The sequence below is a fragment of the Candidatus Symbiopectobacterium sp. NZEC135 genome (genome assembly GCF_025962695.1).
In genome coordinates this window covers 1-11,027 of record NZ_JAGFPF010000085.1, presented here as the reverse complement: position 1 = coordinate 11,027, position 11,027 = coordinate 1, and the positions used below count along the sequence as shown (strand labels likewise).

General features: G+C 52.4%; 11 protein-coding genes and 1 tRNA gene. 4 read left to right on the top strand and 8 right to left on the bottom strand.

All coding sequences use genetic code 11. The features are described from left to right. Together J5224_RS22130 and fabA are read left to right on the top strand one after the other, a co-directional pair. Nucleotides 1–1,656: Lon protease family protein (locus J5224_RS22130; RefSeq protein WP_264627407.1), on the top strand; the 1,656-nt coding region annotated here is incomplete at its 5' end. Nucleotides 1,657–1,746: 90 nt separating this feature from the next. Further along, on the top strand, nt 1,747–2,265 hold the full coding sequence (fabA, locus tag J5224_RS22125) for a bifunctional 3-hydroxydecanoyl-ACP dehydratase/trans-2-decenoyl-ACP isomerase (RefSeq protein WP_264627406.1): 519 nt from the start codon (nt 1,747–1,749) through the stop codon (nt 2,263–2,265). Nucleotides 2,266–2,313: 48 nt separating this feature from the next. Here fabA and J5224_RS22120 read toward each other — a convergent pair whose 3' ends face one another. Continuing rightward, nucleotides 2,314–2,979 (bottom strand): tellurite resistance TerB family protein, encoded by a 666-nt coding sequence (locus J5224_RS22120; protein ID WP_264627405.1) that lies wholly within the window; start codon nt 2,977–2,979, stop codon nt 2,314–2,316. A 345-nt stretch (nt 2,980–3,324) separates the two neighbouring features. Here J5224_RS22120 and J5224_RS22115 point away from each other — a divergent pair, with 345 nt between their 5' ends. Together J5224_RS22115 and J5224_RS22110 are read left to right on the top strand one after the other, a co-directional pair. Beyond that, a complete protein-coding gene (locus J5224_RS22115) occupies nt 3,325–3,963 on the top strand; it encodes an RpiB/LacA/LacB family sugar-phosphate isomerase (protein ID WP_264627404.1) in 639 nt (212 codons plus the stop codon). A 241-nt stretch (nt 3,964–4,204) separates the two neighbouring features. After that, a tRNA-Ser gene (locus J5224_RS22110) sits at nt 4,205–4,294 on the top strand. Between the two features lie 60 nt (nt 4,295–4,354). Here the strand turns inward: J5224_RS22110 and J5224_RS22105 are convergent. The 7 genes from J5224_RS22105 to J5224_RS22075 all read right to left on the bottom strand — a co-directional run bounded on the left by J5224_RS22105 (nt 4,355) and on the right by J5224_RS22075 (nt 10,911). After that, a complete protein-coding gene (locus J5224_RS22105) occupies nt 4,355–6,016 on the bottom strand; it encodes an ABC transporter permease (RefSeq protein WP_264627403.1) in 1,662 nt (553 codons plus the stop codon). Between the two features lie 41 nt (nt 6,017–6,057). Beyond that, complete coding sequence (locus J5224_RS22100) at nt 6,058–7,056, bottom strand: ABC transporter substrate-binding protein (protein ID WP_264627408.1); 999 nt, start codon at nt 7,054–7,056, stop codon at nt 6,058–6,060. Between the two features lie 18 nt (nt 7,057–7,074). Continuing rightward, complete coding sequence (locus tag J5224_RS22095; RefSeq protein WP_264627402.1) at nt 7,075–7,761, bottom strand: ABC transporter ATP-binding protein; 687 nt, start codon at nt 7,759–7,761, stop codon at nt 7,075–7,077. Then, nucleotides 7,761–7,895 carry a hypothetical protein gene (locus J5224_RS22090; RefSeq protein WP_264627401.1) on the bottom strand — a complete coding sequence of 45 codons (135 nt, stop codon included), beginning with the start codon at nt 7,893–7,895 and terminating at the stop codon, nt 7,761–7,763. Before J5224_RS22090 ends, J5224_RS22095 begins: the two co-directional genes overlap by 1 nt. Before the next feature lie 180 nt (nt 7,896–8,075). Continuing rightward, nucleotides 8,076–8,864, bottom strand: coding sequence for a phosphate starvation-inducible protein PhoH (gene phoH / locus J5224_RS22085; protein ID WP_264627400.1), 789 nt, complete (start codon nt 8,862–8,864; stop codon nt 8,076–8,078). Between the two features lie 676 nt (nt 8,865–9,540). Beyond that, nucleotides 9,541–10,050 (bottom strand): flagella biosynthesis regulatory protein FliZ, encoded by a 510-nt coding sequence (fliZ, locus tag J5224_RS22080; protein WP_264627399.1) that lies wholly within the window; start codon nt 10,048–10,050, stop codon nt 9,541–9,543. A gap of 138 nt (nt 10,051–10,188) precedes the next feature. Then, nucleotides 10,189–10,911, bottom strand: coding sequence for an RNA polymerase sigma factor FliA (locus J5224_RS22075; RefSeq protein ID WP_264627398.1), 723 nt, complete (start codon nt 10,909–10,911; stop codon nt 10,189–10,191). Nucleotides 10,912–11,027 lie beyond the last annotated feature (116 nt).

Here is an 11,027-nt window from a genome sequence, read left to right as displayed (position 1 = left end):
GCAGACAAGCTTGAATCGCTGGATTTTGCTGCGCTTCAGCCCCGGCTGGCGGATAGCCTGAAGGTATTTTGCCATCCGCGTTCACCGTCGTCCTATATGTTGGTGAAGGCAGAAGAGACCCATGATTACCTCGCACTCATTACAGGGGCGGTAAGGCATTTATGCCCACCGATCTCAGCCCCGCGCGGTAGCCGTTATCGTATTGAGCACGACCGGGTTGACATTCAGCCTGCACAACAATTAGACGATAATTTCGCGGCTCAGCAGGTATGTGAGTTCCAGGCATGGATCGAAGCAGAACAGTTATTCGGCTGTGTCCGCTATTTTCAGGAACGCATTAGCCTGCAACCCGGCTTGTTACACCGTATCAATGGCGGCACGTTGATCCTGACCGCACGCACCTTGTTAGCACAACCTTTGTTGTGGCTACGCCTGAAGCAAATTATTGCAGAAGGCCAGTACCATTGGCTTTCCCCCGATGAACGCCGCCCTTTACCTCTCGCTATTCCGCCGATGCCAATAAACATACGGTTGATCGTAGTTGGCGACCGCGAAAGCCTTGGCGACCTGCACGATATTGAACCCGATCTGCGTGACTTGGCGGTTTACGGTGAATTTGAAGCCGAATTGCCGCTGATCGACGAAGATGATATGTCGCGCTGGTGTGCATACATTAATGCATTATGTACCGCCAATCATCTCCCCTTACTCGCGGCGGATGCCTGGCCTTCACTGCTGCAATTAGCCGTGCGTTACAGTGGTGATCAGGGCAGCTTACCGCTTTGCCCGCAATGGCTTACGCATCAGCTCAAGCACATTGCCATATACGCCCAAGAAGAGTCTATCACTGCCCAGACCATCACAGAGGCGATCGCCGCCCAACGCTGGCGCGAAGGCTATCTGGCTGAGCGTATGCATGACGAAATTGAGCTGGGTCAGATTGTGATCGAAACCGAAGGCGAAGTCGTTGGTCAAATCAACGGACTCTCGGTACTCGAATACCCCGGTCATCCGGTGGCATTTGGTGAGCCCACACGCATTAGCTGCGTTGTTCACCCTGGCGATGGCGAATTTACGGATGTCGATCGCAAAGCCGAGCTGGCGGGTAACTTGCACGCCAAGGGCATGATGATCATGCAGGCATTTCTGATTTCTGAACTGGAACTTGAGCAGCAGCTCCCCTTCTCTGCATCGCTGGTGTTTGAGCAATCCTACAGCGAAGTGGATGGCGACAGTGCGTCGTTGGCCGAGCTGTGCGCATTAATCAGCGCCTTGTCACTGCAACCGATTAATCAGCAACTCGCGATCACCGGTTCGGTCGATCAGTTTGGCCGCGTGCAACCCATTGGCGGCGTCAATGAGAAGATCGAAGGCTTCTTTGAAATTTGCCAGCGCCGAGAACTCACCGGCAATCAGGGTGTCATTATTCCTGCGGCCAATCTTCGTCACTTGAGTCTGAATGCCGATGTGGTAGAGGCCGTTCGTGCCGGGCAGTTCCATATCATTCCAGTGGAAACGGTGCCGGAAGCCATCACGTTATTAACCAACATGCTCTATGACGATGAACAACAGCCAAATCTGTTGGGCTTGATAAAAGAGCGAATTGCACAATTCTCACCGCCGGAACGACGCCGCTTCCCGTGGTTTTTTCGGTGAGAAACTGGTTTAACCAGATGTTTCTGGGTTGCTCAGCTTACAGGTGTAAGCTAACCTGCGTGCTTCACTAGAATAAGGCTTACTGAGAATATGGTAGATAAACGCGAATCTTATACGAAAGAAGACCTTCTTGCCTCTAGCCGCGGTGAACTGTTTGGCCCTCAAGGCCCGCAGTTACCTGCCCCAAACATGTTGATGATGGACCGTGTCGTCAAAATGACGGAAGACGGCGGTAATCATGGCAAAGGCTTCGTCGAAGCCGAATTGGATATTACGCCCGATCTGTGGTTCTTTGGTTGCCACTTTATCGGCGATCCAGTAATGCCTGGCTGCCTGGGGTTGGATGCCATGTGGCAGTTGGTCGGGTTCTATCTCGGCTGGCTGGGCGGTGAAGGTAAAGGCCGTGCGCTGGGCGTGGGTGAAGTGAAATTCACGGGACAGGTCTTGCCAACGGCTAAAAAAGTCACCTACCGTATTCACTTCAAGCGCGTTATCAATCGCCGTTTGGTGATGGGCATTGCCGATGGTGAAGTGTTGGTTGATGGAAAACAGATCTACACGGCTGACGAATTAAAAGTGGGCCTGTTCAAAGATACCACCGCGTTCTAATCGCAACATGTGGACGGTTTTCGCACCGTCCACGCCTCTCCCACGCCGTTACAATGCGGCCCGCTTGCTCTGCACTTCATTAGCAATTGACTCACAAACGTCTGCCGGAATTTTCAGCTCCTGTGCGAGCGCATTAAGGTAGCTTTTCTCCATAAAATGGTCGACATCAATCACCGCACTGCTTAAGAAGTAAACCTCCAACGCTTCATCCTCATTCTTAACGCCACGTGCTAACAGCGCAGGATCCAGCGGTTGATCGATAGCCTCTTGTATCCAGGTTTCAGCTTCTGCACCCAGTTGAAGTTCATTGACGTTCTCTTTTATGCGTTGCTGCTCTGTGGCATCGATATGTCCATCACTCTTGGCCGCAAAAACCAATGCCATGATCAAGCGACGGGCACGCACGTTGTCGCTGGATGACTGCGCGCCGAAGTCGGCATCCTCGACGTGGGTATCGCGTACGCGCTTTTTATATTGGTTCCACAACATAACGCCAGCCGCGGCACTTCCGCCAATGATCAGGGCATTTTTACCCAGAGATCCCAGCATCTTTCTGGTGGATTTGTTCGCCAGCAACACCCCCGCCAATCCGCCAAACGCCGCAGGTTTGAGCATATCACCCAGATTGCCATTTTTGGCACTGCTCGCTGCCGAGCCCGCTTTTGCTCCTGCTGCCCCCAGGAGCGTTTGTATCTGCTGCATCCATTGACTCATTGCCATCTCCCCGATGTCGGTATCATTATCATCTGTGCTCGTCAGGCGAGCAGTACCTGCATCTATGCATAGTAGAGCCTCTTGTGCCGGTTGTTTGTCAGGTAATGTATAACAATGAAAATGTGGCACAGGCCCGGTTTTGCCACTGCAAAAGCAATTCTGCGCTGGGATGATTTGCGCTTTATTTTTGACAAGGTATACTGCACCCATCGAAATGAAATAGTGTTTTAGTATTTGTAGTTGCTGGGATGATTTGCGCTTTATTTTTGACAAGGTATACTGCACCCATCGAAATGAAATAGTGTTTTAGTATTTGTAGTTGTCCGTCACAATAAAGGAACGAACATGAAAATTGCATTGATTAACGAGAACAGCCAGGCTGCCAAGAACGCTATCATTGCCGAAGCGCTGACTAAAGCCGTTGCACCGCAAGGTCACACCGTATACAACTACGGTCAGTACGCCGTTGATGACGCTGCACAACTGACCTACATCCAGAACGGTATTCTGGCTGCTATCCTGCTGAACTCTGGTGCTGCTGATTTCGTGGTAACCGGTTGCGGTACTGGTCAGGGCGCGATGCTGGCCTGTAACTCTTTCCCGGGCGTGATCTGTGGTCTGGTTGTTGACCCTTCCGATGCGTACCTGTTCTCCCAGATCAACAACGGTAACGCCGTTTCTCTGCCGTATGCCAAAGGCTTCGGCTGGGGTGCTGAGCTGAACCTGGAAAACCTGTTCACTCAACTGTTCAAAGAAGAAGGTGGCCGTGGTTACCCGAGCGACCGTGTTGTTCCGCAACAGCGCAACAAGAAGATCCTGGACGCCGTGAAAGAAGTTACCTATAACGATCTGATCTCCATCCTGAAAGGTCTGGACCAGGATCTGGTTAAAGGTGCTATTTCTGGTGCTAAATTCCAGGAATACTTCTTTGCCAACAGCAAAGATGCAGAACTGACCAGCTTTATCAAATCGCTGCTGGCATAATTTCCCTATAGGGAAAGTTGCGGTATCGATTAATCAGCCGCAGGTGGAAACGCCTGCGGTTTTTTTGTGCGTTAATACGCGCTTTTCCCCTATCGATAGCTGTATTATCGCCTCCAATCTTGGCGGTTCCACCTCAAGCGTTCACTGTGTAATCAGATGCGTGAAATCCATAAAATTCTGCTTGACCGAAAGCGGCCGACTCCCTATAGTACCGCCCCGTTGCCCTTGAACGGCAACCCCCGGTGAGGTGTCTGAGTGGCTGAAGGAGCACGCCTGGAAAGTGTGTATACGCGAAAGTGTATCGAGGGTTCGAACCCCTCTCTCACCGCCATATAAAAGAACGCCCCTGAGCAATCGGGGGCGTTTTTGCTTTTAGCCTACAGCCAGATTCTTATTCCCCCGGCTGAAAACGCTGATACACATGAATCCCCAACAGCATCGTTGCCAGGCTTACCGTCATTGCCACCGTTGCCATCGCCATTCCCTGCCCTACGGACCCCTGCTCAAACTGTCGCCAGATAAAGATCGCTGTGGTTTGTACGCCTGCCGGTGCCAACAGCAATGAGGTCACCAGTTCACGGACGGCGATGGCAAACACCAGCAACATCGCCGCCAGCAAGCTCGGGAAGACGAGCGGAGCCACCACGTAGCGCAATGCCCTCAACGTTGAGGCACCATGAACGCGTGCGGCAGCTTCCAGGTTAGGGCCAAGTTGACGTAATGCCGCACTCACATAGCGAATAGGATAAGGCAACAACAGGCAACTGTATGCCAGCAGGAGAATCGCCCAGGTGTTGTAGGGCGTAACCGGCCAGAAGCTTCGGTTCCAGGCCAATATCAGCCCCACGCCAACCACAATGCCAGGAAGCGCCACAGGCAACAGCGAGAGGCCATCCAATAGCGCTGCACCGCGAACACGTCTTACCGTCACCAGCCAGGCCACCAGCGTACCAACAACCCCCGTCAGCAGTGCAGTACCGCTTGCCAATCCCATGCTGCTGGAGAGCGCAGTGAGTGCCTGATTCTGATTGTGCAGCACGGCACTGAAATGCCTTAGCGTCACATTGTCTGCAGATAACCCACCGGATAGCGTGCCGGAAAACGCGGTTGCCAGCATAGCGCTCACCGGAATGCCCACCGCAATCAGTGCCACGCCGGCGAACAGCGCCACGATGGGCAGCGTCCAGCGCCCCGGCTCGCGAATAACAATAGCGGCGGGTTTTCCCGTAATGGTGCCAACGTCTTTTCCCGCCGTGAGGGCGCGCTGAACCGTATAGGCTGTCAATGCCAACGCAACGAGCAACAACGACAGCACCGATGCACCGGAAAGATCGATGGGCCAATCGGCAAGGCGTTGCTCAATGCCGGTGGTCAATGCCTGGATCCCCGCATGCGGACCAATCGCGGCAGGCACACCGTACTCCTCGATGGCCAGCGCGAACGCCAGCAGACAACTGGCCGCAATCGCCGGTAATGCCAGCGGCAACGTAATACGAAAAAAGGCGGCCCACGGACCCGCGCCATGTACCCGGGCAACATCCGCAAGGCGCCCACCGTGACTCGCCATGCTGCGCGAGACGGCAAAGTAGACAACAGGGAAAATATTCAACGCCATCACTATCGCCATGCCCGGCAATGAGAACAGCAGCGCATTAAACTTGAATGAGAAAATCTGTTCCAGATAGCCGCGCGTTTGCAAGGCAAGCATCCATGACAGGGCCGAAATATACGGAGGGATCAAAAAGGGGATTAAAAATAACAAATCCCACACTCGAGCACAGGGAATATGGAACAACCCGCGCAAGGTGCCTAGCGTTACCCCTAATAAGCCACTCAGCAACGCCACACCGATACCAATGCCGAACGTATTCGAGAGCAAGGGTCCAATACGCGGATCCTGCGCCACGGTAACAAATGCACTCAACGGTTCACGCATCGAGCCTTCATCAAGCCACGGGAAAACGGCTTGCAGCACCACAAAGATAACGGGAACCCCCACCAGCACGAAAAGTATTGCCACCGTCACCAGTGGCAATAATGCAAAACCTCTCATGTTTTACTCCTGCGCCAGCGTTGCGCTGGCGCTGTTAATCCTTAACGTTGCCCGAACTGACTCGCAAAGCGCGCCAGAATAGCGTTACGTGAGGTGCTGGCGGCATCACCTTCCGGGAGTAACGTCAGGGATTTAAACAAGGGGCGTTTGGCATCAATATCCTGACGCGCAGGCATCAACCAGGCCTCTGCAACGGCCTCCTGCCCTGCGGGTGAGAGTACATAATCAACAAAGGCTTTTGCCTGCTCCTGATGCTGACTGCTTTTCAGGATCATCATCGGACGCGGCGCGATTGCCGTGCCGCTGGTGGGGAAAATCACTTTGATCGACTCACCTTGCTCAACGCTGTTATAGGCCACATAATCCACCGCGCCAAACACGGCGGCCTTGGCCCCTTGCAACACCGGCGTCAATGCTTGCGCGTTAGGGCCCGCCACAATCATGCCGTTATTCTTCAAGGCATCAAACAGTTTCCAAGCGTTCTCACCTTGTGCATTTTGTAAACCGATAATCAGGTCTAACGACGCGCCTGAAAGGGCAGGATCGGGGGTTGTCACTTTATCTTTGAATGCGGGCTGTGCCAAATCCTGCCAATCTTTCGGCTCTGGCGTACCACTCTTGCTGTTCCACACAATGCCCAACGCAGAAATGCCCTGAGCAACGTAATACGGGGTTTTAAACGGTGCAGGCACCTGGGCTGCATTTTTACTTTCATAGGGCAGCAGCCAGCCGCGCTGCTGCAAATCCGTTGCGGTATCCCACGAGGCGGAGATCAACACATCCGCGCGCGGGTTCGCTTGTTCAGCATCAAGCCTGGCCATGACTTTGCCTGTGGTGGCTTGAAAAATATCGACTTTAACACCGGTTTCCTTTTCAAACCCGGCAGCCAGCTTGCTGCTTAACGATCCTGGCCCTGCGGTATACACCGTCAATGCCAGCGCACTGCTGCTTGCCATGACCAAAGAGAGCGCCATACCTGTTAATACTCCTGATGTTAACGTTTTACTGAGATAAACTGTGCTGCTGTGTATTGTGTTCATGTTCATCGTATAACTCCCCTACTCTGCATTTAAGGTGGAAACGGAGACCAGTTGACCGGCGGATAAGGTGGCAATCGCATCCGCCATGGTGTTCGCCTCTTCGCGGTCGTGCGTGACGTACACCGCTGTCGTGCCTAGCTGACGAAGTAACACCGACATCTCTTTACTGAGTGATTCGCGGAGATCGCGATCAAGATTGGAAAGCGGTTCATCGAACAACAGGATTCGAGGCTCGGCCACGACGGCACGCGCCAACGCGACGCGCTGTTGTTGCCCGCCCGACAATGCGGAAGGATAGCGATCGGCCAAGGCGTGCAGCCCAACGCGCTCCAACGCGGCATCCGTTTTCTCTTTGCGGCACGTTGCATTAAGGCCACGCATCTTCAACGGAAAGGCAACGTTCTCACGCACCGTCATATGCGGCCACAACGCATAATCCTGAAACACCATGCCTAAATCACGTTGCTCCGGCGGTGCGCTAAAACGCGCTTCAGCGACCCGAACCCCCGCGAAGTCAATGCTGCCATCCGTCGGTTGCAGCAGTCCTGCCAGCAGTTTGAGCAGCGTGCTTTTGCCACAGCCGGATGGCCCTAGCAACGCAAGTACCGTACCGGCAGGGACATGCAGATCGATGTCACGCAGAATCGGTTGCTGCGCAATATGAAAACAAAGGCCGCTAACCGTGATATCAACCGAGCGGTTCATCACTCTGCTCCGCGTAATTCACGAGAGGCGTTTTGTGCAACCCGACGCGGCCATAGCAGCAACGCGAGATAACGCAGTGGGGAGGACAGGCGTGTAAAAACCGCCTGCCAATAAAGCAGGAAAGACATAAACATACGGGCATCCTCTTTGGGACTTTATATCGGAATCCGTAGGGTAAGAAAGCAATGCGACGGCGTGATGACAGAAAAAAGACGCTGGCGTTTCAGGGGGAGATCAGTGGCGAGCGTAAGGCCGAACAGCGGGGAAGGAAGGGCTGCCGTCAACGTAATCCTCTACGTTGACGGCAGAAGGTATCAGTTATAAGCGAAGAGCGTGCGCTGGCACAATTGTGAGCGAACGCAATCCGATGCACGGAAAGAAACAATGCCGATCATCTCATCATCCTGAAAACGATCCAATGCATCCTGCAAACCGGATTTCACTCCGACGGGCAAATCACATTGCGTGATATCCCCGTTGACAATCACCGTGACATTCTCGCCCAGACGGGTCAGGAACATCTTCATCTGATTCACCGTGACATTCTGTGCTTCATCAAGAATCACCACGGCATTTTCAAATGTACGCCCGCGCATATAGGCAAACGGCGCTATCTCCACTTTTCCGATCTCTGGACGCAAGCAGTATTGCAAGAACGATGCGCCAAGACGGCGCTGCAATACGTCATACACCGGGCGGAAATAGGGAGCAAACTTCTCAGTAATGTCGCCAGGTAAAAAACCCAGATCCTCATCAGCCTGTAACACCGGTCGGGTAACGATAATCCTTTCAACCTCTTTATGAATCAGCGCTTCAGCCGCTTTGGCCGCACTGAGAAACGTTTTGCCACACCCTGCTTCACCGGTGGCAAAGATTAACTGTTTATTTTCTATTGCAGACAAGTAATGCTCCTGGGCGATGGTACGCGCGGCAATCGGTGACGTATCGCGATTTTCTCGCGCCATACCGATAGCCTCAATGCCCCCCATCTGAACCAGAGAAGTGACCGATTCTTCTTCACGCTGGCGATGACTGCGTGAATCACGACGAATAACGCGTTTAGCTTCACGACGCGCTTTGATCACTGCTTTTTGTCTTCCCATAGTGGCACCTTACAGTTTGTTTCACTTACCGCACATAACCACTGTGCGTGACGTTTCACTCACAAACGAGGTTGGCTTCCTTATTAAGCCGATACTGGAGACATGAGTAGCGCACCGCCAATAACGGCGGCGGACGATAATATCGTCCCGCAAGAGGGGCGCGAGGGTGAAAAAAAGATGAAGTCGTAGAGCAGAATAAAGACAAGATAGGCTACGGGAGAAATTCACACGGGGAGTTAGCCCCTCACCTCCCTTTATCAACCATCGCGTTTGATGACGACGACAACAGAGGTGATATTGAAAACGACATGTCAGAAGTTGCTGATTGGGTCCCCAAAAGGACATTACCATGTGCGTTCCTCACTGTAGCAACAACTATTCCACGGAATAATGATTGACCGTATTAGAACACCCGATCATCACCCGGAAAAAATAACGCAGGTTGATGTCAGTAAGATGACATTGCAATAAAATGCCCTGTGTTGGCAAGCGTTTTTTACAGTTCCATAACATTTATCTATGACAGAAAATATAACCCTTTGCCGTTGCAGACTTTTACCGCTGAACTTTTTTTGAGAAAAACCGAACACGGCCGCAGGCAAGGACACCGCCCTGCCCGCCTGGCGCACAGCGAGATGCCGAACGCTAACCCAGCGAGTTCAGCATCCAAAAAAGATCAATAGAGGCGTTGCCAGGAGAGATATTGGTCATACTTACGCAACGCACTGCGATACAACATGTGCTCTTTCTCGGGTAAATATTCCCCTAATCGTTGTTGCACACTGGTGGGTGAAAACGTCTCTTCGGGATGATTCTTCGCCAGCAAAATGTCATCCAACCGTCGCAACCGGATAACGTATTCGCGCATGGTGCTGTGGCGCACATCCGTTTGGTCGATCAGATACTGGGTAAAATCCTTTATCTTGAAATAACGGGCGTGTGTGTTACAAAAAACTTCGCTGCAAAATCGACACACCGGAATAAGTTCATCTTGTAGCGACAGCCATACATCCTCTTCAATTAAGCGATCGAAATCACCCAAACTTTTTTTATTAATAAGCTGATTGCGAAACACCAGCGATACACGGTCGAGGGGTTTCCTGCAATTTGAGCAATGGGTTTGCTTGTGTTTGAAGTCTTTCAGATAGCGGCTAAGAAGCTGTTTTTTTCGCGGTGAAGATAGCATGAATCCATTCCATGAGAGTGGATATCCTTTTTACGCAGACCAACATGCAACGGCGACATTATTTGCCAATGACGCGGTAAGACATGCTTATGCGTAAAGCCTGATATCCTTTGATAACACTATTCCTGCACGCAGTGGCTACTGTTCCTGCATAAGCTTCGCGCGCAGTCGCTTTATCGCCTGGCTATGCAACTGGCTGACTCGAGATTCACCCACATCAAGAACGGCACCAATTTCTTTCAGGTTGAGTTCTTCCTGGTAATAGAGCGTCAGTACCAATTTCTCACGCTCGGGTAAATTCTCGATAGCGTCCATCACGCGATGGCGTAAACTGCCTTCCATCAGCTGATGTAGCGGATTCGCTTCTTCATTGCCTTCCAGAAGCGCTTCAGCACTGTCACCGTGTTCTTCACGCCATTCATCGTAAGAAAACAGCTGGCTATTATTGGTATCCAGCAATATCTGACGATAGTCTTCCAGCGTAATGTTCAACGACTGCGCCACTTCTTGTTCCGTAGGCGCACGACCAAGTTGCTGTTCCGCCTGTTGCATCGCCTGTGCCACTTCCCGCGCATTACGCCGCACACTGCGCGGCACCCAATCCCGGCTGCGCAACTCATCCAACATCGCGCCTCGGATGCGCTGCACGGCATAGGTGGTAAAGGCGGTTCCCTGCAAAGAGTCAAAACGTTCAACGGCACTCAGCAGGCCAATGCCTCCTGCTTGCAGCAGATCATCCAACTCAACGCTCGCGGGAAGGCGAACCTGTAAACGCAAGGCTTCATGGCGCACTAACGGAACATAGCGCTGCCACAGGGAATTTTTATCCATTGTGCCTTCGGCGGTATACAGATCGCTCACAGTGACAAATACCTACGATGATAATGTTATCGACACTATTATGCGTTTGCGTAGAGTGTCCAATGCTGCGAATAGGGGTGTAAAAGGGGGGCTATTTGGGGTATGTGATGGCGATA

What these genes read in the sequence shown, in the direction of transcription:
- J5224_RS22120 (WP_264627405.1), bottom strand. Translation starts at nt 2,979, where the DNA reads ATGAGTCAATGGATGCAGCAGATACAAACGCTCCTGGGGGCAGCAGGA.
- J5224_RS22115 (WP_264627404.1), top strand. Translation starts at nt 3,325, where the DNA reads ATGAAAATTGCATTGATTAACGAGAACAGCCAGGCTGCCAAGAACGCT.
- fliZ (WP_264627399.1), bottom strand. Translation starts at nt 10,050, where the DNA reads ATGCTATCTTCACCGCGAAAAAAACAGCTTCTTAGCCGCTATCTGAAA.
- phoH (WP_264627400.1), bottom strand. Translation starts at nt 8,864, where the DNA reads ATGGGAAGACAAAAAGCAGTGATCAAAGCGCGTCGTGAAGCTAAACGC.
- J5224_RS22090 (WP_264627401.1), bottom strand. Translation starts at nt 7,895, where the DNA reads ATGTTTATGTCTTTCCTGCTTTATTGGCAGGCGGTTTTTACACGCCTG.
- J5224_RS22100 (WP_264627408.1), bottom strand. Translation starts at nt 7,056, where the DNA reads ATGAACACAATACACAGCAGCACAGTTTATCTCAGTAAAACGTTAACA.
- J5224_RS22105 (WP_264627403.1), bottom strand. Translation starts at nt 6,016, where the DNA reads ATGAGAGGTTTTGCATTATTGCCACTGGTGACGGTGGCAATACTTTTC.
- fabA (WP_264627406.1), top strand. Translation starts at nt 1,747, where the DNA reads ATGGTAGATAAACGCGAATCTTATACGAAAGAAGACCTTCTTGCCTCT.
- J5224_RS22095 (WP_264627402.1), bottom strand. Translation starts at nt 7,761, where the DNA reads ATGAACCGCTCGGTTGATATCACGGTTAGCGGCCTTTGTTTTCATATT.